At 70.8% G+C, this 23,603-nt stretch carries 21 protein-coding genes and 1 pseudogene; 19 read left to right on the forward strand and 3 right to left on the reverse strand.

What is annotated here, in order from left to right:
• The 19 genes from VGR37_24800 to VGR37_24890 all read left to right on the forward strand — a co-directional run.
• Positions 1-219 (forward strand): IS630 family transposase (locus tag VGR37_24800; protein ID HEV2150641.1); only part of this gene is annotated, 219 nt, incomplete at its 5' end.
• A gap of 621 nt (positions 220-840) precedes the next feature.
• Positions 841-1,740, forward strand: coding sequence for a TauD/TfdA family dioxygenase (locus VGR37_24805; GenBank protein HEV2150642.1), 900 nt, complete (start codon positions 841-843; stop codon positions 1,738-1,740).
• A 98-nt stretch (positions 1,741-1,838) separates the two neighbouring features.
• Entirely contained in the window at positions 1,839-2,948 is a 1,110-nt protein-coding gene (locus VGR37_24810; GenBank protein ID HEV2150643.1) for a hypothetical protein, read from the forward strand.
• 118 nt (positions 2,949-3,066) lie between these two features.
• The gene (pyrB, locus tag VGR37_24815) at positions 3,067-4,098 is read left to right on the forward strand and encodes an aspartate carbamoyltransferase (GenBank protein HEV2150644.1); all 1,032 of its coding nucleotides are present in this window, start codon (positions 3,067-3,069) and stop codon (positions 4,096-4,098) included.
• A gap of 147 nt (positions 4,099-4,245) precedes the next feature.
• Positions 4,246-5,289, forward strand: a complete 1,044-nt coding sequence (locus VGR37_24820; protein ID HEV2150645.1) for a histidinol-phosphate transaminase — start codon at positions 4,246-4,248, stop codon at positions 5,287-5,289.
• A gap of 82 nt (positions 5,290-5,371) precedes the next feature.
• A complete protein-coding gene (locus VGR37_24825) occupies positions 5,372-5,524 on the forward strand; it encodes a hypothetical protein (protein HEV2150646.1) in 153 nt (50 codons plus the stop codon).
• A 104-nt stretch (positions 5,525-5,628) separates the two neighbouring features.
• Complete coding sequence (locus VGR37_24830; GenBank protein HEV2150647.1) at positions 5,629-6,918, forward strand: AMP-binding protein; 1,290 nt, start codon at positions 5,629-5,631, stop codon at positions 6,916-6,918.
• 176 nt (positions 6,919-7,094) lie between these two features.
• Positions 7,095-7,250, forward strand: a complete 156-nt coding sequence (locus tag VGR37_24835; GenBank protein HEV2150648.1) for a hypothetical protein — start codon at positions 7,095-7,097, stop codon at positions 7,248-7,250.
• 173 nt (positions 7,251-7,423) lie between these two features.
• Positions 7,424-7,585 carry a hypothetical protein gene (locus VGR37_24840; protein HEV2150649.1) on the forward strand — a complete coding sequence of 54 codons (162 nt, stop codon included), beginning with the start codon at positions 7,424-7,426 and terminating at the stop codon, positions 7,583-7,585.
• 142 nt (positions 7,586-7,727) lie between these two features.
• Positions 7,728-8,915, forward strand: coding sequence for a GAF domain-containing protein (locus VGR37_24845; protein ID HEV2150650.1), 1,188 nt, complete (start codon positions 7,728-7,730; stop codon positions 8,913-8,915).
• Positions 8,912-11,128 (forward strand): peptidase domain-containing ABC transporter, encoded by a 2,217-nt coding sequence (locus tag VGR37_24850; protein HEV2150651.1) that lies wholly within the window; start codon positions 8,912-8,914, stop codon positions 11,126-11,128. Before VGR37_24845 ends, VGR37_24850 begins: the two co-directional genes overlap by 4 nt.
• Before the next feature lie 40 nt (positions 11,129-11,168).
• Positions 11,169-12,107 (forward strand): isocitrate lyase/phosphoenolpyruvate mutase family protein, encoded by a 939-nt coding sequence (locus VGR37_24855; GenBank protein ID HEV2150652.1) that lies wholly within the window; start codon positions 11,169-11,171, stop codon positions 12,105-12,107.
• 39 nt (positions 12,108-12,146) lie between these two features.
• Positions 12,147-12,617 (forward strand): thiamine pyrophosphate-binding protein, encoded by a 471-nt coding sequence (locus VGR37_24860; GenBank protein HEV2150653.1) that lies wholly within the window; start codon positions 12,147-12,149, stop codon positions 12,615-12,617.
• 5 nt (positions 12,618-12,622) lie between these two features.
• Positions 12,623-13,213 (forward strand): thiamine pyrophosphate-dependent enzyme, encoded by a 591-nt coding sequence (locus tag VGR37_24865; protein ID HEV2150654.1) that lies wholly within the window; start codon positions 12,623-12,625, stop codon positions 13,211-13,213.
• Positions 13,214-13,259: 46 nt separating this feature from the next.
• The gene (locus VGR37_24870; GenBank protein ID HEV2150655.1) at positions 13,260-14,630 is read left to right on the forward strand and encodes a tetratricopeptide repeat protein; all 1,371 of its coding nucleotides are present in this window, start codon (positions 13,260-13,262) and stop codon (positions 14,628-14,630) included.
• 29 nt (positions 14,631-14,659) lie between these two features.
• Positions 14,660-17,134 carry an ABC transporter permease gene (locus VGR37_24875; GenBank protein ID HEV2150656.1) on the forward strand — a complete coding sequence of 825 codons (2,475 nt, stop codon included), beginning with the start codon at positions 14,660-14,662 and terminating at the stop codon, positions 17,132-17,134.
• Positions 17,135-17,140: 6 nt separating this feature from the next.
• On the forward strand, positions 17,141-18,394 hold the full coding sequence (phnA, locus tag VGR37_24880; protein HEV2150657.1) for a phosphonoacetate hydrolase: 1,254 nt from the start codon (positions 17,141-17,143) through the stop codon (positions 18,392-18,394).
• A gap of 3 nt (positions 18,395-18,397) precedes the next feature.
• On the forward strand, positions 18,398-19,852 hold the full coding sequence (locus VGR37_24885) for an aldehyde dehydrogenase family protein (protein ID HEV2150658.1): 1,455 nt from the start codon (positions 18,398-18,400) through the stop codon (positions 19,850-19,852).
• Positions 19,853-19,867: 15 nt separating this feature from the next.
• On the forward strand, positions 19,868-21,193 hold the full coding sequence (locus VGR37_24890) for a cation:proton antiporter (protein ID HEV2150659.1): 1,326 nt from the start codon (positions 19,868-19,870) through the stop codon (positions 21,191-21,193).
• Between the two features lie 385 nt (positions 21,194-21,578).
• Here VGR37_24890 and VGR37_24895 read toward each other — a convergent pair.
• From VGR37_24895 to VGR37_24905, 3 genes and pseudogenes are all read right to left on the reverse strand, one after another.
• Positions 21,579-22,716, reverse strand: a pseudogene (locus VGR37_24895) (IS701 family transposase).
• Positions 22,717-22,833: 117 nt separating this feature from the next.
• Positions 22,834-23,241, reverse strand: a complete 408-nt coding sequence (locus VGR37_24900; protein ID HEV2150660.1) for a transposase — start codon at positions 23,239-23,241, stop codon at positions 22,834-22,836.
• Positions 23,211-23,603: transposase (locus tag VGR37_24905; GenBank protein HEV2150661.1), on the reverse strand; the 393-nt coding region annotated here is incomplete at its 5' end. The genes VGR37_24905 and VGR37_24900, both read right to left, overlap by 31 nt.

Consider the following 23,603-nt stretch of genomic DNA (forward strand, 5'->3'; position numbering starts at 1 on the left):
TCCTGGCTCAACCTGGTCGAAGTCTGGTTCGCGCTCCTGACGTCCAAGCAGCTCAAGCGCGGGGTTCACCCCAGCATCGATGCCTTGGAGCAAGCGATTCATCGCTACGTCGGCGCCACGAACGAACACCCCAAGCCGTTCATCTGGACCAAGACCGCCGACGAGATTCTCCAAAGTGTTGCCCGCTTCTGCCAGAGAATCTCTAACTCAGACCACTAGGGCGCCGCTCTTCCGGATGGCCGAGCCCGAGTGGGAGCACTGGCTGCTGGTGCGGCGTAAACTGGAGGATCCGACTGAGAGGGCCTACTACGTCGCCTTCGCCCCGGCAGGCACTTCGCTGGAGGAACTCATCCGCATCGCAGGCCGCCGATGCACGATCGGGCCCGCCTTCGAGGGCGCCAAGCAAGAGGGCGGGCTGGACGAGTATGAGGTGCCGAGCTGGAGTGGGTGGTACTGCCACATCACACTCTCGCTCCTGACGCATACCTTCCTCGTCGTCACATGCGCAGGAACGCGTACTGACGGCAGACAAGGGGGGGCTCCATGCTCCGGGTCTGATCCCTCTCGGTTTACCTGAAAACGGCGTCTCCTGCGACAGATCGCCTGGAGCAAGCCCTTCGCAGTGGTCGCGGTGCTGAGGTGGTCTACATGGCGGTATCGCCACCAGGAGCAAGCGAAAGCTTCCGACTATCGCAGGAGGCTACGCCGCATGGACTTGCAACTGCGACTGTAGGATCACGGAAGATTTCCTTGACAAGGCGGGAACCGAGCGAATAATTTGCTTCATGTCCCCGTAGCACTCCCGCTCCGGGAGACCTCCCCCTGCTCCCGGAGGAACCTATGGTGGCTGTTACAACTCCCCAGGCCCCCACCTTCGGTCCGGTCACCAAGGATGATCTATATGGGGCGGAGATCGACGGGGCCGGGAAGTCCGTTGAGGAGATCGCCACCGAGGCGAAGGAGCGCTTCCCCGCACATCACGCAGTCTACGTTCGCAACTTCCCAACGCAGCCGGACGCCTACATCGGCTTTCTCTCCTGCTTCGGTGAGCCGCTCCCCAACTACGGCAGCAAGTCGGGAGTGGAGAGCTATCAGCTGCACCCCTGCATCAACCAGGTCCGCTACATCGAACGGGATGGGGGCGGCAAGTTCGTGCATGAGCGCGGCGGGCCGCTGTACGCGCACTCCGCCCGCTCCTGGCGCAAGGACCGCCCCCCGTATTTCTCCATGTTGATGGTTGAGCCCGGCTGGCGCGACGAGCCGGAGGGGAGCAACGGCGAGTCGATCATGGTGCGCTGGCGCGACGTCCTGCGGCTGATGCGCTCCCGCGATCCAGAGCAGGCGGAGGCGGCCATCTCCCTCCTGTCGCAGACGCCGATCAGCTTCCCCGCCAACAACGTGGTAGAGGAGATCTCCGACCTCCCCCTGATCTACCCGCTTCACGACGCCGAGGACGCCGACGACGTGGGCGTCCGCCTGAAGGTGGACATCATGCAGAAGACGGAGCTCATCCGCGAGCAGGTGCCCGACTTCGACGCCTACATGGGCGCGCTTTCCCGCTTCTACGAGGCCGCCAACGACCCCGCGGTGTGCGCCAGCTACTCCATGGACGGCGGGGACCTGGTGCTGGTCGACAACAACCGCTTCGGGCACGGTCGCCGGTCCATCGTGTCCGCGCGCGAGGAGAATGGAGAGCGGAAACTGAATCCGCGCGAGCTGTGGAGCGTCACGGTCGGCTGATCCGGCGCGGCGGTCATGCCCGACCACGGGTCGCGGAAGCCGGGCTCCCCCGGCTTCCGCTGTCTCCCGCTCCTCCGCTTCCAGCCTGGGAATCCCAGATGCCCTTGCCCATCAAGCTGTGGTGCTCCAACGTCCGCAGCGCCGGGTTCCGTGAGCGTCTCCTCCGGCACGCAACCGTCCTTTCGGTGATCGACCGCCCGCGCGAGGGCGACCTGGTGATTGCGCGGGCCCTCTCCAGCGAGGGGGCGTACCGGCAGATGGAGGACCCCTCCGGGCGCGAGGTGCGGTTGTACCAAGGCGACGTGGTGGTGGGGGTGCTCGGCACGCGCAAGTCGGGGACCAACCTAGTCTCGATTGTCCCGGCGGGGCCGCTCTGCGCCGGGGACGTGGTCGAGCTGGCGGCCGTGGGGGGGCTCCTGGGCACCGTCACCTTCACCCCCAGGTACTACGGCGGCCGAGCGCTTCCCATGGAGGTGGTCGGCTTCTTCTCGCTGGGGGGTGGAGTCGCGGCGAACCTTCGTGAGGGGCAGTGCGTGCCCCCGGCGCCGGAGGGGAGCGCTCCCGACGGGGCACCCGTATTCGTCACCGGCAGCTCGGCCGAGGCGGGGAAGACCACATTCGTGTGCGAGGCGATCCAGGCCATCCGGCAGGACGCCCCAGGGTTGCGCGTGGCCGCCATCAAGGCATGCGGCACCGGCCGGCTCCGCGACCTGCTGCGCTACGCCGACGCCGGCGCGCACTACGTCACGGACTTCGTGGAGGCCGGGTGGCCCTCCACCTACAACCTGGACCCGGACACCTACCGCTCCGTGCTGGAAGAGTTGGTCGACGCGGCCGCGCGCCGCGCCGACGTGGTATTCGTGGAGATGGGCGGTGACCTCCTGGAGGCGGGCGCCCCCACCGCGGTGGAGGTCGCGGGCCGCCGTGCCGCCCCCATGGTGTACGTGGTCAACGACGCCCTGGGGGCGATCGCCGGACTGGAGATCCTCGGCCGCTCGGGGATGACGCGAGTGGTGGTCGCCAGCATGCGGCAGAACCAGCACGCGCTAGCGCAGCGGCTGGAGCTCCCGTTGGTGGTGGACCCCGAGGACCGGGACCAGGTGCGGGACGCCCTGGGTGGGGTGCTCGGTCTCCCCCTGCCGGCGGCTGCCAGCGCCGCCGGACCGTCTGCCGTGGAGCCACTCCCGGCCGCCAGGCGGTCGGCTTGACACCCCGGGGACGCGGGGGCTAACATATCGCGCTCCCGCCACCCCGAACTGCGCCGCCGGATCGTTCGGACCGCCAGGGAGCGCCCTTCGCGATGCTCACCCCAACGGACGACTGGCTATGGAATTCCGGGGCTCCCACATTCTCTCGATCGACCAGTTCAGCCGCTCGGACATCGACGTCATCTTCCGGACCGCGCGGGAAATGGAGCCCTACGCGCGCCGGCAGAAGATCACCCGCGTCCTGGAGGGCGCGACTCTGGGGAACCTCTTCTTCGAACCGAGCACCCGCTCGCGCATCAGCTTCGGCGCGGCGTTCGACCGACTCGGCGGCGCCGTCCGCGACACCGTAGGCTTCCAGTTCTCCTCCATGTCCAAAGGGGAGTCCGTCTACGACACCAGCCGGGTGGTCGGCGGGTACGTGGACGTGATGGTGATGCGCCACCCCGTGGAGGGCGCGGTCCGGGAGTTCGCGGAGGCCACGCATATCCCGGTGATCAACGGCGGCGACGGCCCCGGCGAGCACCCCACGCAGGCTCTCTTGGACCTCTACACTATCCGCAAGGAGTTGGGACGGGATCTCAACCAGCTCGACCGGACCCGCGTCGCGATGGTGGGCGACCTGCGCTACGGCCGTACGGTGCACTCGCTGACCAAGCTGCTGTCGCTCTTCGAGAACATCGACTTCGTCTTCATCGCGCCGCAGGAACTGCAGATGCCCGAGGCGCTGGTGGAGCAGGCCAGGAACCGGGGACACGCGGTGGTCCAGACCACCGATATGCACGAGGGGATCTCGGACGTGGACGTGGTCTACGTCACCCGGCTTCAGCAGGAGCGGTTCACCACCGAGGAGGAGGCCGGCAAGTTCCTGGGGTACTACGTCCTCAACAACGCCATCTACGAGAAGTACTGCAAGCCGGGGACGATCCTGATGCACCCGCTCCCCCGCGACAGCCGGCACGGCGCGCGCGAGCTGGACGAGGACCTGAACCACCGCCCCGAGCTGGCGATCTTCCGGCAGACCGACAACGGCATCCCGATCCGCATGGCGCTGTTCGCCCTGGTCCTCGGGGTCGCCGACCGGGTCCACGAGACGGCGCGCGACGCACCCTGGTACGTCCCGGAGAAGATCGGCGTCCACGACACCAAGTAGCCCGCCCGCCGACCCGAAGGCCCCGAGACGCATGCACGCCCCGGGGCTTTCGCGGTCCGAGTCGGCCGGGATTTTCCGCCACGTTTCGGGGAGCCCCACTCGGCGCCCCCGGGACGCCCCCCGACGATCCATGACCGGAGAGAGTCCATGTGCGCTGCCGAATGGGACCTGAGTTGGACCGGGAACCAGTTCCTGGACGAGGCGTACGTCCAGGAGATCGCGGTGCAGGAGGCGGAGCGGATCGACTTCACCCGCAAGGGACCCATCGACTCCCGGCCGCTCGCCGAGGCGCTCGCCGGCCGCCATGGGGTGGATCCGGACCGGGTGCTGGTGGGCGCGGGGAGCAGCCAGGTGCTGGAAGCCGTCCTCCGCTTCCATTCCGGGCACGAGATCGTGGACGTGGTCCCCAACTTCCACATGGCCCGGTTAGTGGCCGAGCGCGACGGGCGCCGGTACCGCGCGGTGGAGGTGCGGGAGCCTGCGGACCTCCTCCCCGCGCTCGCGGCGCTCCCGCTCCGCTCTGACTCGCTGGTGGTGCTCTCCTCCCCGCGCAACCCGCTCGGCTACGCCTTCCCGGAGGAGGAGGTGCGGGCGCTGCTGGAGATGGCCCCGGGACCGGTGGTGGTGGACGAGGCATACGTGGAGTTCGCCCCGGCCGGGCTGGCCCACATTCTCGCCGAGCACCCGAACCTGATCCTGACCCGCACCTTCTCCAAGGCGTGGGGCATGGCGAACCTGCGCGTGGGATACGCCCTGTCGGCGCGGGTGCCGCACCGCCTGCAGCGCGACTACCTCCTCCCCTACAACGTGGGGGAGCTGGGCCAGCGCGTGGCCTGCGCCCTGCTCCGGGACCCGGGGCCCGTCCTCCGCTCCATCGACTCGGCCCGGGCCGCGCGGGACCGGCTCGTAGCCCGGCTGGGCTCGGAGGGCGGGGGGCTGCGCGTCTGGCCCTCCGCCGCCAACTATGTGTGCGTGGAGCACCCGGAGGCGGACGTCCTGGCGGACGCCCTGCGGAAGGACGGGATCCAAGTGGCAGCCGTGCGCGAACTGCGGCACTATCCCCGCAACTGGCCGGCCGGGCTGCGCATCTCGGCCCCTCCGGTGGAGGTGGAGGAGCGGGTGCTCGCCGTGCTGGCCGGAGCAACGACCCCCCCCGTAAGCTGTCACATCCGAAGCGCGCGTTCGAGCTGAATCGATTTCCTTGACCGTGCCTGTCGGGAAGAGTATCATGGTGGTGCGGTTTTCACTTTCACTCTTTACTGGAGGGTGTGTCATGCGGAACCTGACGACCGAGCTCGCGGAGAAGGCGGGGATCGCGCTCGAGGAGGCGAAGCAGATCCTCAACGACGTCGCCGTTCCCGAGGTGCTCTCGGAGGAGGACCTGCTCGACGTCCGTGGTGGCAACGGCACCGGCGCGGTGCTGTAAACCCCGGATGCAGTGACCGCAGGATGTCGTGAGGCCCCCACTTCCCGGGGCTCCCACCCGTCACGCCCTCCCGGCGCGCCACCCCTGGCCCGCGGAACGGACCCATGCAGAGGAACCAGACCACTCCCCGCGACACCGCGCTGGAGCTTCTCGCATCGTTGCGCGCCCACGACTACTGGACGGAGCGGATGCAGCTGCTCGCCGCGGAGGACGGCCGCGAGCGGTTCCTCGCGCACGTCGCCCGCGCCGTCCCGTATTACCAACGCCTTTTCGGGTCCGGCCAGCCCCCCTCCAGCGACGACTTCCCCCTGACTGGGCGCGCCGAGCGGGTGCTGGGCCGCGCGGAGTTCCGCGCCGAGCCGCCGGAGGGGGCGCCCCCCCTGCTCCCGCGCACCACCAGCGGGACCACGGGCACCCCGCTCACCGTGCTCCTCGACCAACCTACCTTCTTTCACATCAACGACGCGATCTACGGGGAGTACGCGGACATCCACCGCGTCCGCGACGCCCTGCGCCCCGGCGAGGTGGGGATCACGCTGGTCACCAACAAGCCGCATCAGCTGCGGACGGAGGTCCCGGTCATCTCACTGCATGGCGCCTCGTTCCGGCGGCTGGTGGTCGGCCGTAGCGCTGAAGAGGACGCCGCCGCGGTGAGCGAGCTCCGGGCCGCGCCGCCCCCAATGCTCTACGGAAAGCCCACCTACCTCCTAGATCTGGCGGAGGTGGAGGAGCGCCTGGACGGCACTCCGCGGATCCGCCCGCTCACTCTCATCACCGCCGGCGAGAACCTGTTCCCGGACGACCGCCGCCGCCTGGAGGAGTGGTTCGGGTGCGCGGTGCTCGACTCGTACGCCTCGACCGAAGGCGGGCTGGTGGCGTCGGAGTGCCCGCACCGCTGTGGGCTGCACCTCCGCGGGGACCGGGTGGAGCTGGAGGTGCTAGGGGACGACGGGCGCCTCGCGCGCGAGGGGACCGGCGAGCTTGTGCTCACTAACAAGCTGAACTGGGGGATGCCCTTCGTGCACTACCGCACCGGGGACTGCGGCACGCTCCGGGAGGCGGCCTGCGCGTGCGGTTACTCAGGGCCGTCGCTCGTGGAGTTCCCCGGGCGCGAGGCGCGCTGGTTCCGGACGCCGCGGGAGGAGCGATTCGATCCGCGACGCCTGGAGCCGCTCTTCACCGCGCTTCCGGTCCGCGGGTTCCAGGTCGTCCAGCGGGGCGACGCGCGCTTCCTGGTCCGGTTCGTGGCCGCGGGCCCCGCCGCGGAAATCGACCTCCCTCTGCGCGAGTCGCTCCGCCGCCAGCTGGGAGAGGTGGAGCTGGAGCTGGAGGCTGTCCCACGCCTCGTCGGCCCGGGCGGCAAGTGCCGCCGTTTCGCGGTCGAGGCCCCCTAGTGCGGCTTCAATGCAGGTGCTCGGGTTGTATGCTTCGTACGCATGAAGCAACCCAAGTATGTACGAGCACTTGCGGCGGAAGAGCGGCGCGCGATCGAGACGGGGCTTCACTCCTCGGACGCCTTCACGTTGCACCACGCGCAGATCGTCGCCTGCTAGCTGCTCTCGAAGAGCCCATGGCGAACCCGATCGAACCGAAGTGGAGGCACGGCAGGCGTGCAGCAGCCGAGCCCAACGGACTCATCGGCTTCGGCAAGTTGGAGCGGCGCGCCTGCGTTCACTTCGGCTGTGCCGTCAAGCCTCATCTCTGCGTCGCCGAGAAGGTAGCTTGATCCTGCGCGACGGCTCTGTCCCGCGCCCGGCGTCGAGACGCTCCGGACGGGAGGCGCCAGGCCATGCTGGCTGACCAGGTGCCGCTCCAAAATTTCTCCTTGACAGATCATACATAAGACGCCTACAGTGGTAATGCGGCTCCGCTTCCACTCTTCATTACCGGAGGTGCGCCATGCAGCACTCCAACCTCACCGCTGAGCTGGCGGAGAGGGCCGGGATCGGCCTCGAGGAGGCCCGCCAGATCCTCGAGAGCCCGCGCCTGGCCGTGCCCGAGACGGTGAGCGCCGTTGACTTGCTCCAGGTCCGTGGCGGCTCGGGCTACGCGCTCGTGTAACTGCCACTGATAGGTAGTGTCGGAGAGCCTGCGATCCACGGAACGGGACCTCGTCCCCGGCCCGCATCGCTCACCCTTTCTACGCGACGTGCCGCTTGCCCCGTATGCCCCCGCGCCCGGCGCCCCAGCTGTCGGGATGCCCATGAGCGTGCTCGACAGCCCGCTCCCCGCTGCCACCAGGGGCGACCCCCGGCCGGCGGCCGGCCCGCGCGGTGAGGCGCAGCTCCCCGTGGTGGTGCTGGCCGGTCATCCGCCGGAGACCGAGGCGGCGCTCCGGGACAGCCTCGCCGGGGCGGTCTCGCTCCGCTCGACGCCGGAAGTTGCCGCCGCCTTCGCGCCAGGCGAGCCGGGCGACGTCTCCCTGCTGTGCCTGGGCGAACACGCCCCGGCGGCCGCCGTGCTCCTAATGGACCGGAGCCCGCGCGACCTCCCTCGCCTGGTGCTGTCGGGGTTCGACCCGCACTCCCCCGCGGTGGAGCCGCTGGTCCGGCGGGGGGTAGTGGCGTACGCCACCCCCGAGCCGCTCCCGCCCGAGCTCCTCGCGCCGCTCCTGAGGGCGCTGGCTACGCAGATGGAGCCGGAGCCCGCCCCATCCGCGCGGTGGCTCCGCGCGCTGGAACTGGCGCGGCGCCTGGCGGGGGAGCGCGACCTGCTGCAGCTCGCCGGGACGCTGGAGGCGGAGCTGCGGGAGCTGCTCGGCGTGGACCGGGTCCACCTCTGGATGCTGGAGCCGGAGAGCGGTGAGCTGCGGCGGGTCGGGGTGCACGCGCCGGAGGAGGAGTGGCACCACGCCGCCGTGGGGGCCGCGGGGTTCGCGGTGCGGACTGGGAGCACCGTTGCGATGGAGCCCGGGACCCGGGACCCGCGCTGGCTCCCCGCCCTCGACGACCCGCAGGGGCGGGACGACGCGCCGGCCGCACTGGTGGTGCCCGTGAGCCGCGGGGAGAGGACCTGCGGCGCCCTCGCGGTTTTCCGCTCCCCCCCGGCCGCGGCGTTCACGGCGGAGGAGGCGGCCATCGTTGAGCTGGCGGCGGCGCAGGCCGGGCTCGCTGCCGAGCTCTTCGCTGTCCGCGCCGCACGGCGGCGCGCCGGCCCGGCCCAGCCGGCGGTGAACCCGGGGATCTTTCGCGCCGAGGCGCTCGAGCACCACGTCGCCGGGAACGGGCACGGCGAGGTGCTGCGCCTCTCCACTGCCTGGGCGGGATGGGCCTTCTGGCTCCTGGTGGCTCTCTTCGTCGCCGCCCTGGCCGGGGCGGCGGCTCTCGGCTGGCGGCTGGAGCCGGCCTCCCGGCCCCCGCCCGCGCACTCCTCCACGGGTTCCGTCCCGTGACCGGGCTCCGCGTCCGCCGGCGCCTCCCGCGGCTCCTCTCGTCGCTGGTGGACCCGCTCCGCCGCCGCGCGGTCCCGGTGGTCGTGCAGATGGCCGTCGCGGACTGCGGGGCGGCATGCCTGGCCATGGTGCTGCGCTACCACGGGAGGCACGTTCCGTTCGAGGAGGTGCGTTCGGCCGCGGGCGTCACCCGCGATGGCGTGGACGCGCTCAGCCTGCTCCGCACTGCGCGCCTTTACGGCCTACAGGGGCGCGGGCTCCGCGTCCGCTCCCTAGAGGAGCTGGAGTTCGTGGAGCCCGGCTCCATCCTGCACTGGGAGTTCAACCACTTCGTGGTGCTGGAGCGGCGGCGGCCCGGCGGCGCGGAGATCGTGGACCCCAGCCATGGCCGGCGCTTCGTCCCGGACGATGAGCTGCGCCGCGCCTTCACCGGGATCGCGCTCACCTTCCACCCCGACCAGTCGTTCACTCCGCGCGGCGGGGGGCCGAGCCGCGTGGGGGTATACGTGCGCCGGGTGCTCACGCACTCGCGCGAGTTCTACCGCCTTTTCGCCGCTTCGCTGATCATCCAGGTGATCGCGCTGGCAATCCCGGTGGCGACCGGGCTGATCGTGGACCGCGTGATCCCCGGCCGCGACTGGGGACTGGCGACGCTGCTGGCGGTCGGGACGGGCATCCTGGTGCTTTTTCAGTACCTCGCCTCGCTGGTCCGCGCGCACCTCCTCGTGTACCTGCGCACGCGTCTGGACTCGGAACTGACGCGGGGGTTCGTCAGCCACCTGCTGGCCCTCCCCTACCCGTTCTTCGCGGAGCGCTCGGCGGGGGACCTGCTGACGCGCACCGCCAGCAACGCCACCATCCGCGAGATGCTGACCGCCGGCGCCTTGTCGGCGCTGCTGGACGGCTCGCTGGTCGGAATCTACCTGCTGCTCCTTTTGATCGCCGACCCGCGCATGGGGCTGCTGGTGCTCGGGTTGGCGGCGCTGCGGATCGCGGTCTTCCTGGCCACCCGGCGGCGGCGCGCGGACCTCATGGCGCAGGCGCTCGCTGCCGAGGGACGTTCGCGCGGCTACCAGGTGGAGATGCTCGCCGCCGTGGGCACCCTCAAGGCGAGCGGCACCGAGCACCGGGCGGTGGAGCGGTGGGAGAACCTGTTCGTGGACGTGCTGAACGTGAACCTCCGCCGGGGCCGGCTGGACGCGCACGTCAACTCGCTGCTGGAGACCCTCTCCGTCGCCTCGCCGCTGGCGGTGCTGCTCTTTGGCACCCATCAGGTGCTCACCGGGGCGTTGAGCCTGGGGACCATGCTCGCCCTCTACGCGCTGGCCGCAGGTTTCCTGGTGCCGCTCACCGCGGTCATCACCACCGCTTTCCAACTGCAGCTCCTGGGCGCCTATCTGGACCGGCTGAACGACGTGCTGGAGACGCCGCGCGAGGAGGACGGGAAGGAGAGCCGCAGGGTGGTCCGGCTGGGCGGCCAGGTGGCGCTGGAAGGGGTGACCTTCCGCTTCGGGCCGCTCGCCCCGCCCGTGGTCTCGGATGTCTCCTTCGAGGTGAACCCGGGCGAGTTCGTGGCCATTGTGGGGGCCTCGGGCGCGGGGAAGTCCACCATGGTGGGGCTGCTCCTGGGGCTCTACGCCCCCAGTGCGGGCCGCGTGCTCTACGACGGGGCCGACCTGGCCAGCCTCGACCTGCACGCGGTGCGCAGCCAGGTCGGGGTAGTCCTCCAGGACCCATTCATCTTCGGGACCACGATCCGCGAGAACATCGCCCTGGCCGACCCCGGGGCCGACCTCGACGCGGTGGTGGCCGCCGCCCGGGCCGCGCACGTCCACGAGGTGATCATGAGGATGCCCATGGGCTACGACACCCCGGTGGCGGACCGCGGGGCGTCGCTCTCGGGCGGGACCCGGCAGCGCCTCGCCATCGCCCGGGCCCTGCTGACCCGCCCGAAGGTGCTGGCCCTGGACGAGGCGACCAGCGCGCTCGACTCCGTCACCGAGCGCAAGGTGCAGCGGGCTCTCGCGTCGCTACGCTGCTCGCGGATCGTGGTCGCGCACCGCCTCAGCACCATTCGAGAGGCCGATCGCATCCTGGTGATGGAGGCCGGGAGGATCGTGGAGGAGGGGGATCACCTGTCGCTGACCGCGGCGGGTGGCCGGTACGCCGAGCTTCTGGAGAGCCAGGCCCGGGTCGCAGGAGCCAGCGCATGAGGCGCTGTCACAGCCGTAAACCTCGTCAACGGAGTCCCGCGTGAACACAACAGAACGCCCCGCCGCCGAGGGGCTCGCGTCCCCGGCGCTCCCCGCCGAAGCGATCCGCATCGCGGACGTCGGGGCGCGCCCCGCGCCGGGCCCGCTGCAGAGCCTGCGGGTGGCACTCTCCACCGGCACCTGCCTGAGCGTGGGGGGTGCCTTCGACGGGCTCAGCGCGAGGCTGGTGGAGCGCGCCGGGTACGACGCGGTCTGGGCCGGCGGCTTCAGCATCTCCGCCTCGCTGGGGCTCCCGGACCTGAACGTGATGTCGACCACCGAGCTGGTGGAGCGCGTAGGTGAAATGGTGGACGGCACCTCCGTCCCGGTGATCGTGGACTGCGACGAGGGGTACGGCTCCCTCCCCACCACCCGGCGCCTGGTCCGGCACCTAGTGGACCGCGGCGCGCAGGGGATCTGCATTGAGGACAATGTCTACCCCAAGTCTAACAGCTTCTGCGAGGAGCGTCGCAACTCGCTCGTCCCCATCGACCACTTCCGGCGGAAGCTGGACGCCGTCCACCAGGCGGCGCCCGAGGCGGTGGTCATCGCCCGCACCGAGAGCCTGATCCAGGGCGAGCCGCTGGAGAAGGCGGTACGGCGCGGCCGCGCCTACGCGGACAGCGGCGCGGACCTGGTCCTACTGCACTCCAAGTACGGTCGGCTGGACGAGTACGAGAGGATGGTGGCGGCGTGGGACGGGCCGAGCCCGCTGATCGTCATCCCTACGCTGGCCCCGGAGGTGCGCTTCTCCAACCTGGCGGAGCTGGGCTTCCGTATGGTCATCTACGCCAACCAAGCGCTGCGGGCCAGCGTCCAGAGCATGGAGGAGGTGCTGTGCGTGCTCCGCACCACCGGGGATCCAGCGCAGGTCGCCTCGCGGCTGGTCTCCATGAATCACGTATTCGACCTCACCGGCCTGACGGCGGCGGATCGCTGACCGGCGCGCGGGCGGGACACCTTGGGAAACACAGGCTTGATGTCCGATATGGGGGAAGCGCTGGCGGAGGCGCTGGACGCCGCCGGGATCGGATGGCTCCTCACCGTCCCGGTGTCGGGGATGGCGCGGCTCTTCGACCGCTACGGGGAGCGCGGTCGGTGCCTCTATGCCACCCGCGAGGAGGAGGCGGTGGCGGTCGCGGCGGGGCTGGCGCTGGCGGGGGAGCGCCCGCTCGTGCTGATGCAACAGTCGGGGGTGGGGAACTCGCTGAACGCGGTCTTCACTCTCGCCGACGCGTACGGGATCTACTTCCCGATCCTGGTGTGCGACCGCACCACGGAGGACCCCAACCCCGTTCAGCGGGCGAGCGCGAGGGGGACCGGCGCCGCCCTGCAGGCGATCGGGTGCACCCGCCTCGACCTGCGTGCGGAGTCCGGGGTCGAGCGCTTCGTGGAGGCGCTCGATCGCCGGAGCCGTTGGCTGGTTGTCGAGCTACGCGGCAAGGAGTGAGCGCCATGCTCGACCGGCGCGCCGTCCTGCGGCAGGTGGTGGATAGCCTCCAGGAACACGACTGCCTCGTGTCAGCCCTGGGCTATCTCAGCCGCGACCTGTACGAACTCACCGAGGGACTGCGGGAGCGGGCGTTCTACTGCATGGGGTCGATGGGGAGCGTGGCCCCCCTGGCGCTGGGGGTCGCGCTAGGCTGTCCGCACCTCCGGGTGACCGCATTGGAGGGCGACGGGTCGCTGCTGATGAACCTGGGTACCCTGGCGAGCCTCCGGCGCTACGGCCCCCCGACGTTGCGGCTGCTGGTGTTCGACAACGGCTGCTACGAGTCCACGGGCGGACAGCCCAGCCAGCCCGACGGCTTCCGCCTGGAGGAGCTCGCCCGGGCGGCGGGGCTCCCGACCGCGGTGGCGCGCGACCCCGCGGAGGTCGCGGCGTTCCTGACGGACGACCGCCCGGCGGCCCACCCCCGGGTGCTGGTCGTCAAGGTGGAGCGCGGGCCAGCCACCGCGCGGGTGGGCGACCCTCCGGAGCGGATTGCCGAGCGGTTCTCCGCCTGGCTGCGCCGTTCCGCGCCAGCGCGGGCAGTCCCCGCATAATAGCCCGGATCCCTTTCCACTCACACTCCGCACCCCGGAGACCGCCGTGGCGATCTACCTGCCGAGAACCGACTCGATCCTCCTGGAGGTCCCCAAGACGGGGAGCAAGTGGCTGAGGGAAGCCGTGGCGCGGGCCGGAGTGCCCAGCGAGCAGGTCGGCCCGCCGGAGTGGCGCGGGCACGGCGACCTGGGGGTGCACGGGCGTGGCTTCCGCTTTATCGCGTGCTTCGTGCGCAACCCGCTGACCTGGTACGGCTCATATTTCGTCTACCGGATGGAAAAGAACGGCTGGCGGCCGCACCTGCTGCTGGACCGCACCTGCGCGAGCGACACCTTCCGCGGGTTCGTGCGGAACGCCGCGACCCGCATCCCCGGCGTGGTCTCCGACACTTACGCGCGCTACGCCGGCCAGGCGGACGACCCGGTCCACTTCGTGGGGCGGCAGGAGTCGCTCGCCGACGATCTGGTCCGCGCGCTCCGCATGGCCGGGGAGGAGTTCGACGAGGCGGCGCTGCGCGCCACTCCCCGTGTCAACGGCACCCGCGCGACACCCGAGCTGACCCCGGACCTGGAGCACCTGATCGTCCTCTCCGAGCTCCCGGCCATGCGGCGCTTCGGCTACCTGGACGGCTACGACGACCCCGTGGCCCTGGTGGAGCTCTCCGACCGCTACCCGGAGCACGCCACCACCCTCCGGCACCTGGCGATCTGGACCGACCGCATCCACTGGGTGTTCGACGACGCCAAGGCGGAGGCCGGCGCGCCGATTCGGATGGGCCGCCGCTACGCCCGGACGCTGACCAACTTCGGGCTCTTCCTGGAGAACGTGGTCGGCTGCCCGGAGGAGGCGGAGCCGCTCTACCTGCGCGCGATCGAGGCCGAGCCCCGGCACCCCCGTTCGCTAGGGACGTATGCGGTCTTCCTACAGAACGTCCGGGCCGACCACGACCGCGCGGAGGAGTACTACCGCCGGGCCCTGGAGGTCCGCCCCGACCACGCCGAGGCGCTAGGGAACTACGCCATCTTCCTCAGGAGCGTGCGAGGCGACCTGGACGGCGCGGAGGCGCTCTACCGCCGCGCGATCAAGGCCAACCCCCGGCACGCCAAGAACCTCGGCAACTACGCGCTGTTCCTCAAGAACGCGCGGCAGGACCACGATGGCGCGGAGGCGTACTACCGCCGCGCCCTGGAGGTGGAGCCCGACAACGCGCGCAACCTGGGGAACTTCGCCGTGTTCCTGGAGCACGTCCGCGGCGACGCCGACGGGGCTGAGCGGATGTACCGGCGCGCAGTCGATGCTGACCCGGACAACCCGCACCACCTCCGCAACCTGGCGGCGTTCCTCGAGAACCGCCGTTCCGAAGCCGGGGAGGCGGAGCGGCTGCGGGCGCGGCCGGCCGCCGCCCCCGTCGCCTGAGACCGGGACCGCGACAGGAGATGAGTCCCATGTACCCGGACCTCCGGAGTCCCCTTCGCCAGCTGCTGCGCGCCCCACGGGTGGTCGTGCCCGTCCTCGTCTCCATGGCCCTGGCGATCGGAGCGAGCGTGGCGGTCTTCAGCGTGATCTACGGCGTGTCCCTGCGCCCCCTCCCATTCCCCGGGCACGAGCGCCTGGTGATGCTCTGGGAGAGCCAGGAGGGAGCGACCGAGGGAGGCCCGTTCTTCGCCACCCCGGTGAGCCTGCAGGGTTGGCAGGAGCAGAGCAGGTCCTTCACCGGGATCGCCGCCGTCGAGCCCGGGAACTACTCGCTCAGCGGGGTCGGCGAGGCGGAGCGCTACTCCGGGGCGGCTGTCTCGGCGAACGTCTTCGGGGTGCTGGGCGCCACCCCTGTCCTGGGCCGCGGCTTCCTCCCGCAGGAGGACGCCCCCGGCGGCGAGCGCGTGGTTGTGCTGAGCCACGGCCTCTGGCAGCGGCGCTTCGGCGGGGACCCGGGGGTCCTCGGCCGCGCCGTCACGCTCAACGGGGCCCCGCACACCGTGGTCGGGGTCCTCCCGCGGGACCTGCGCTTCCCCCGCGAAGCCGAGCTGTGGGTGCCGCTGGCCCTCTCCGGGCACGACACCGAGCGCAGGACCAAGCACTACCTGATGGCGGTGGCGCGGCTCAAGCCCGGCGTGTCGGTGGAGCGCGCCGAGGCGGAGATGGCGGCGGTGGCCGCCTCGCTCGCCCGGACGAACCCCGCGAGCAACGGTGGGTGGCGGGTGGACGTTGTCACGCTGCGCGAGCAGTTCGTCGGCGACCTCCGGCCGTCTCTCTCCCTCCTTGCCTTGGCGGTGGCGCTGGTCCTTCTGATCGCCTGCGTTAACGCCGCCAACCTCCTCCTGTCCCGCGCCATCGAGCGCAGCCGAGAGATGGCCGTGCGCTCCGCGCTGGGCGCCACCCGCGGCAGGCTGGCGCGGCAGCTCCTGGGCGAGGGGGTGGTGCTCGCACTGGCCTCGGGGGTTCTGGGGGTGGCCCTGGCGCGCATCGGGCTCCCGCTGCTGGTGGCGCTGAGCCCCGTGGAGCTGCCGGCCTTCCGGGAGATCGGCGTGGACGGGACGGTGCTAGCGTTCACCCTGGCGGTGACGCTGGCGTGCGGCGTCGTTTTCGGTGTGGTCCCCGCAGTGCGGGGGACCTCCGGCAACCTGGTGTCCCCGCTCAAGGAGGACGGAGGGACACAGGCCAGCACGGGACGCAAGGGGCGCCACCTGCAGGGTGCGCTGGTGGTATCGGAGGTGGCCCTGGCCGTCGTGCTGGTGATCAACGCCACCCTCGCAGTGCAGGCGTTCGAGCGCCTGCAGCAGGTGGACTTCGGGTTCCGCTCCGACGACCGGCTCATCTTCGACGTCTCCCTCAGCGAGGGGATGTACCCGGAGGAGCACCAGCGCAACCAGTTCGTCCAGCGGGCCCTGGAGTCGCTCGGGGAGATCCCCGGGGTGTCGCGGGCCGCTGCCTCCAGCTACCTGCCGCTGGGCGAGAACCCCACGGCCTCGGCCTTCTCGGTGGAGGGCCGCTCCCCCGCCAGCGAGCAGGACGTCACGCGTGCCATCCTGCACCGGGTGTCGCCCGGGTTCCTGGAGGCGATGGGGATCCCGCTGCTGGAGGGGCGCACCCTGAGCGCCGCGGACCACGCCGACGCCCCCGGCGTCGCGGTGGTCAGCGAGGCCTTCGCCCGCCAGTACTGGCCGGGGACCAGCCCGATCGGGAAGCGGGTGAAGCGCGGGGCGTACGACTCCGACAAGCCGTGGCTGACCGTGGTGGGGGTGGTGGGGAACGTGCGCGACTCCGAGCTCGCCAGCGAGGTGGGGCCGGCCTGGTACCTCCCGTACACGCAGCACAAGTTCACCGACATGACCTTCGTGCTGGAGACGCGCGGCGACCCCACGGAGGTGCTCTCTCCGGTGCGCCGCGCCATCGCGGCGATCGACCCCGCCCTCCCGGTCTACAACGCCTCCACCCTGCGGGAGCGCGTGGCCAGCTTCAGCGCCCGCGAGCGCTTCACCAGCGTGGCCATGGGGATCCTCGCCCTCATCGGGGTGGTGCTGGGCGCGGTGGGCGTCTACAGCGTGGTCGCGTACAGCATCGCGCGGAGGACGCAGGAGATCGGGATCCGCTCGGCGGTCGGCGCGCGCCAGGGACAGATCGTAGGGTTGGTCCTCGGCTGGACGCTGCGCCTTACCCTCGCGGGATTGATCGTGGGCGTGATAGGGGCGATGGCGGTGAACCGGCTGCTGGAGAGCGTGATGGTGGGGCTCGGACGGGTGAACCTGGCGAGCGTGGTCGCGACCTCGGCCATCTTCCTCCTGGTCAGCCTGGCCGCGGGGCTGGTCCCCGCCCTGCGAGCCTCCCGGGTGGACCCGATCGTAGCGCTGCGTCCCGGGGTCCGCTCCGTCCGCCCGGCGCGCACGCCCGCCGGGCGGGACGTTCACCTTTCCCGGCGATAGCCGCCGATGAGGATCGCCGCGGAGCCGTTCACCGCGAACGGCCGCCGGTACGCTTCGCCGCCGCGTCCGGTGGTGGTGGTCTGCCTGGACGGGTGCGCCGACGAGTATCTCAGTTCCGCGCTGGTGCTCGGCCGGATGCCGCACCTGGGGCGGATGCTGGCCCGGCACGCCTACCGCGGGCTGGCACGGAGCGCCCTGCCGAGCTTCACCAACGTCAACGTCGCCTCGCTCGTCACCGGTGTGCCCCCCTCGGTGCACGGTATCTCGGGGAACTTCTTTCTGGACCCGGCCACGGATGAGGCAGTGATGATGAACTCCGCGTCATACCTCCGCGCGGAGACGATCCTGGCGGCCGCCGCCCGCGCGGGGCGCCGGGTGGCGATGGTCACTGCCAAGGACAAGCTCCGCGACCTCCTCTCGGCCGGGTTGCGGGGGATCGCCTTCTCGGCGGAGCGGGCCGGGGACGCGCGCGAGGACACGCACGGGATAGGGGAGGTGGAGCGGCTGGTGGGCGCGCCCACCCCGTCCATCTACAGCGCGGACGCCAGCCTCTTCGTGCTGCGAGCCGGGGTGGCGCTCCTCCGCGAGCGGAGGGCGGACCTCCTCTTCCTGGCGCTAGCGGACACCCTCCAGCACCGCTATCCCCCGGGGGCGCAGGAGGTGCTAGACTTCTACCAGGCGGTCGACCTCGAGCTGGGCCGGTTGCTGGAGCTGGGCGCGGTGGTGGGGATGACGGCGGACCACGGGATGAACGCTAAGCACGATCAGGACGGGACGCCGAACGTCGTCTATCTGGAGCGCCTGCTTTCAGACGGGCTCGGCACGGGGTGCCGGATCATCCTCCCGATCACGGACCCGTATGTGCTCCACCACGGCGCGCTGGGCTCCTTCGCCGTGGTGCACCTCCCCCCCGGCGCCGACGTGGAGGCGGCGCGACGGCGGCTCCTGGAGGTCGACGGGATCACCGAGGTGCACGACCGCGCGACCGCCGCCCGCAAGCTGGAGCTCCCCGCGGACCGGATCGGCGACCTGGTGGTGCTCTCGGGGCGCCACGTGGCGCTCGGGCGCGCGCCGGAGCACCACGACCTGACCGGGGTGCGGGAGGGACTCCGCTCGCATGGGGGGCGCTACGAGGAGATGGTCCCGCTCCTCCTATCCGGGCCGCTCACCCCGGAGTACACCTGGAAGGCGTCCGCCGACCCCCGCAACTTTGATGTCTTCGACTTCACCCTAAACGGCATCCGCCCGGTGGAGCCCTGAGCCGTGCACACCTCCTCCCCGCTCCTCGCGGCGCCCGACGCGGCGCTTCACCTCCCCTGCTACGTTGCCGGACGCCCGGTGGGGACGGGCGAGCGGATCCCGGTCCACGACCCCTACAGCGGAGCGCTGGTGGGGACCGTCGCCGGCGTGGGAGGGGGCGAGGTGGAGCAGGCGATCGGCGCAGCGCTCCGCGGCGGGGAGCGCCTCTCCCGCCAGCAGCGCTTCGACGTACTCGTGCGGGCTCGATCCCTCCTGCTGGAGCGGGCGGAGGCGTTCGCCCGGCTGATCACCGCTGAGTCGGGGCTGTGCATCCGGGACACCCGCTACGAGGTAGGGCGTGCGGCCGACGTGCTGCAGCTCGCCGCCGTGGAGGCGCTCCGCGACGACGGGGAGGCGTTCTCGGGCGACGTGTCGCCGCAGGGGAAGGCGCGCAGGACCTTCACGGTCCGCGAGCCCCACCGGCTGGTCGCCGCAATCACCCCGTTCAACCACCCCCTCAACCAGGTGCTGCACAAGCTCGCCCCGGCCGTGGCGGTCGGCGCGCCCGTGGTGCTCAAGCCCTCGGAGAAGACGCCGCTCACCGCGGTCCGTTGCGCGGAGCTCCTCTACGAGGCAGGGCTCCCCACCTGGATGCTCAGCGTGCTGGTAGGCCCGATCACCGAGGTGGCGGAGCGCCTGGTCCGCGACCCCCGCGTGGAGGTGCTCAGCTTCACCGGGAGCGCCGCGGTGGGGAAGCGGATCGCCAGCGCGGCCGGGTACAAGCGGGTGATCCTGGAGCTGGGCGACGTCGCCCCGCTGATCGTGCTGGACGACGCCGACCTGGCCCTCGCCGCCCACCTGGCCGCCGAGGGGAGTTTCCGCAACTCGGGTCAGCGCTGCACCGCGGTGAAGCGCATCCTGGTCGACGAGCCGGTCCTGGACGAGTTCACCGTGCGGCTGGTGGAGGAGGCGCGGGAGTACACCTGGGGCGACCCCGCCGACCCCGCGACCCACGTGGGGACGGTGATCGACGAGGAGGCCGCGATCCGGCTGGAGCGGACGACGTGCGCTGCCACGGAGGCGGGAGCGAGGGTGCTGCTGGGCGGCGAGCGGCGGGGTGCCCTCCTCGCCCCCACCGTGATCGCGGACGTGCCGCGCGACGCGGAGGTGGTGACGTGCGAGGCGTTCGGCCCCCTGGCGCCGGTTGTCGCCGTGCGCGGCCTGGACGACGCCGTCCAGGTGGCGAACGCAGGGAGCTACGGGCTCGCTGCCGGGGTGGTCACCCGCGACCTGGGCCGCGCCGTGCAGGCGGTCAAGGAGCTCCGCGTCGGGATGGTGAATGTCAACGAGGTCCCTGGCTACCGCACCGAGAATGCGCCTTTCGGCGGGATCAAGGACTCCGGCCTGGGGGTGAAGGAAGGGGTGGTCGAGGCAATGCGGGGGATGAGCTGGGTGAAGACCTTCTCCATTCCGTGGTAAGGGAGGGAGCGGTCGATGTCGCTCTCCCCCGCGACGCTGGGCGCCCTCCTCGCCGCGGCCGGCCTCCTGCTCGGCTCCGCGCTGGTGGTCGGAGCCGTGTTTCGGCGCCTGGGGCAGCCCACAGTGATCGGGGAGATCGCGGGCGGGGTCCTGCTGGGGCCTACGGTGCTCGGCGCGCTAGTGCCGGAGGTTCACCGGGCCCTCTTCGTGGCCCCGGCCGAGGCTCGCGTGGCGCTGGGGACGCTCTACGAGCTGGGCCTCCTGCTCCTGATGTTCTGCTCGGGGCTGCAGGTCCGCTCCGTATTCGGCCCGGGGGAGAGGAGGACGGCGGCGCGGATCACCGCCCTCGGGGTGGGCGTGCCGCTCCTCCTCGCAGGCGCGGCGGCCGGGAGGGTGGAGACGGAGGGGCTCCTGGGGCCCGCGCAGAGCGAGCCGGCGCTCCTGCTGGTCCTGGGGGTGGCGGTGTCGGTGACGAGCGTTCCGGTGATCTCCCGGATCTTCCTCGACCTGGGCATCCTGCGGACGGCGTTCGCGCGGATCGTACTCGCCGCCGCGGTGCTGGAGGACGTCCTGCTCTACGCCCTCCTGGCGCTCGCCGTGTCGCTGGCCGGCGGCGCCCACTCCGGGGGAGGCGGGCTTCAGCAGTGGTTGGGGGTGGAGCCGGGCTCCGCGGCCGCCCTGGCCTGCCACGTGGCCGCCACGGTGGCCTTCCTGGGCGTCCTCCTGGGGCCCGCGCCCGCCTGGCTGATGCGGCTGCGGAGGGCGCCGGCCGTCCGCGACGCGAACCGCACGGCGCTCCTCCTCCTCTGGCTCCTTGCAGCTTCGAGCGCCGCTGTGTTCCTGGGGATCGCCCCCATGCTGGGGGCGCTTGCTGCCGGGATCGCTGCGAGTCGGGAGGGGGAGGACGGGGAGGCCGCCGAGCGGGCCGTGGTTGAGTTCTCCCTCGCTTTTCCCGTGCCGCTCTACTTCGCCATGGTGGGGCTACGGCTCGACTTTCTCGGCGCCTTCGACCCGTCGTTCTTCCTCGCCTTCCTGGCCTTCGCGTGCGGCGTCAAGCTGCTGGGTACATACCTGGGGGCCTGGTGGGCGGGGGAGCCCCCGCGCAGCGCCGCCAACCTGGCGGTGGCCATGAACGCCCGCGGCGGGCCGGGGATCGTGCTGGCGTCTGTCGCCCTGGACGCTGGGATCGTGAGCGAGGCCCTTTACACCTCGCTGGTGATGCTCGCAGTCGCGACCTCGGCGCTTGCCGGGTGGTGGCTCCGGCGCGAGGTGGAGCGCGGGAGAGCGGTCGCGCCGGCCCTCGCGTCGGGGCGGAGCGCCGAGGTGGGGGCGAGTCGCTAGTGATCTAGACCTTTGAGCCATTTGGACGAAGAGCGGCAGGCAAGTTGCCCATGAGCTCACCTCCCCTCCGCCAAGAAGGAGCGAGCTATGGACCGCCTGCCTTCCGCGGTGTCTCGGGTGCTCGATGGCAAGCTCTCGGCTGGAGAGGAGGTGGCCGGTGCCTGCGGAGGGAGAACCAACAGCTGCGCCAGGAGCGGGACTTCTTAGTCTTACAGTTGCAGTTGCAAGTCCATGCGGCGTAGCCTCCTGCGATAGTGGGAGGCTTTCGCTTGCGCCTGATGGCGGCGGCGCCACGTAGACCACTTCAGCACCGCAGCCATTGCGAAGGACTGACTCCAGGCGATGCGTCGCAGGAGACGCCGGATCTCAGGCACACTCAAGGGGATCAGACCTGGCGCATGGATCCCCCCCTTTGCCCGGCGTCTGCACGCGCTCTTGCGCGTGTGACGACGAGGAAGGTATGCGCCAGGAGCGAGAGCGTGATGTGGCGGTACCACCCACCCCAGCTCCGCACCTCATACTCATCCAGCCCGACCTCTTGCTTGGCAGCCTCGAAGGCGGTCTCGATCGTCCACCGTCGGCCTGCGACGCGGACGAGTTCTTCCAGCGAAGTGCCTGCCGGGGCGAAGACGACGTAGTAGGCCCGCTCGGTCGGATCCTCCAGGCTGCGCCGCACCAGCAGCCAGTGCTCCCACTCGGGCTCGGCCATCCGGAAGAGCGGCGCCCGGACCCAATCTATAGAGTCGCGGTCCCTTTTCGCCCTCGCCTGCGCTGAGCCGCTGCCAGGCCCCCTCCTCCAGACCCGCCGCGATCTTCTTCGCTGCCACCTGCTGGATGCCGCCGTACCAGAGCACCTCGTTCTTCGCCACAGCCAGCACAAACGGCTGTGCCTGCGACTCCAGGTACATCCGCAGCCGCCGGTCTCGGCCGTAGACCTCGTCCGCCACGACCCATGCGGCCTCGATTCCGGCCTCGAAAGCACGCTCCAGCATCACACGCGCTTGTTGTGGCTTCGTCTGAAACGAAACCGCCTCGGGAATCCCTGCTTCGCGCCTGCGTTGCGCATCCCCGGTCCACTCCTTGGGCAGATACAGGGCACGATCGATCAGGGCGGTCCCCCGCGAGGAGGTGTAGGCGAGGAAGACCCCGATCTGGCAGTTCTCGATCTTGCCCGCCGTGCCGCTGTACTGCCGCGCCACTCCAGCCGACTTCGTCCCCTTCTTCAGGAAGCCGGTCTCATCCAGCACCAGCACCGCATCTTCATCCGCCAGGTGCTCCAGCGCGTAGGCGCGCACCTCATCGCGCACTGCATCGGCATCCCAGCGTGCCGAGGCGATCAAGCGCTGGATGCCGTAGGGCGTAGACTCGCCGACGTGCTCGGCGATCTGCCAGCCGTTCTTGCGATCCACACCCGAAAGCAGAGCCTGCACGTAGCTCTTCACCCGCTGCCGCGGCTCCGGGCGGCGGAAGTGTCGCCCTACCCGCGCGTGCAGCGCGCCCAGTCCGGCCGCCCAGGCACACACTTCCTTCCGGTCCTGCTTCACTCCAGCTACTCCTACATCCTGGTGGATCAACAGGATCCTGCTACACCACCACTCTCCTGAAGTGCAACTGTAAGATTAGAGGCTGTGAACAAAGTGTTAGGAGCGGGGGAGCCGACGAGCCATGAGGTGCGTCATCGCGATCCAAACCCAGGCCCGGCTGCTCTCGGGAAGCGTCTCGTAGTCACAGCGCAGCCGACGATAGTGCATCAGCCAGGCGAAGGTACGTTCCACGACCCAGCGGCGTGGCAAGGGCTCAAAGCCCTTCTGTCCGTCCCGCTTGCGCACAATCTCCAGATGCAGCCCGGCTGCCGCAGCAGCACGCTTCGCGGTGTCGAAGGCATACCCTCCATCGACCCACACCAGGCGCAGCCGGGCATAGCGTGACCCGATGCGGCCGAAGACGAGTACCGAGCCGTGGGCTTCCTGCACGCCAGCGCTGGTGACGAAGACCACCAGGACGAGCCCAAGCGTGTCTACGAGCAGGAAGCGCTTGCGCCCGGTGATGTGCTTGCCCGCATCGTAGCCCCAGCAGCCCCCCTTTTGCCTGCGGTGCGGACCGACTGGCTATCCAGCACGGCCGCCGAAGGGCTCGGCTCTCGACCTGCCTTGATGCGCACCCTCTCTCGCAGGACATCGTGCACACGTTCCAGCGTGCCGCTGTCTCTCCAGCGTCGGAAGTGCTGCCAGACCGTGGGCCAGGGCGGGAAACCGTGCGGCAGTGCTCGCCAGGTACAGCCGTTGTGCGCCTGGTAGAAGATCGCGTTCCAGACCTCGCGCAGCTCGTGCGTGCGCGGTCGGCCCGTGCGCCCGTTCTTGGCCGCGGGCAGGACGGAGCGCACCACCGCCCACTGGGCGTCCGTCGGATC

This window comes from Longimicrobiaceae bacterium (assembly GCA_035936415.1).
GTDB lineage: Bacteria > Gemmatimonadota > Gemmatimonadetes > Longimicrobiales > Longimicrobiaceae > JAFAYN01.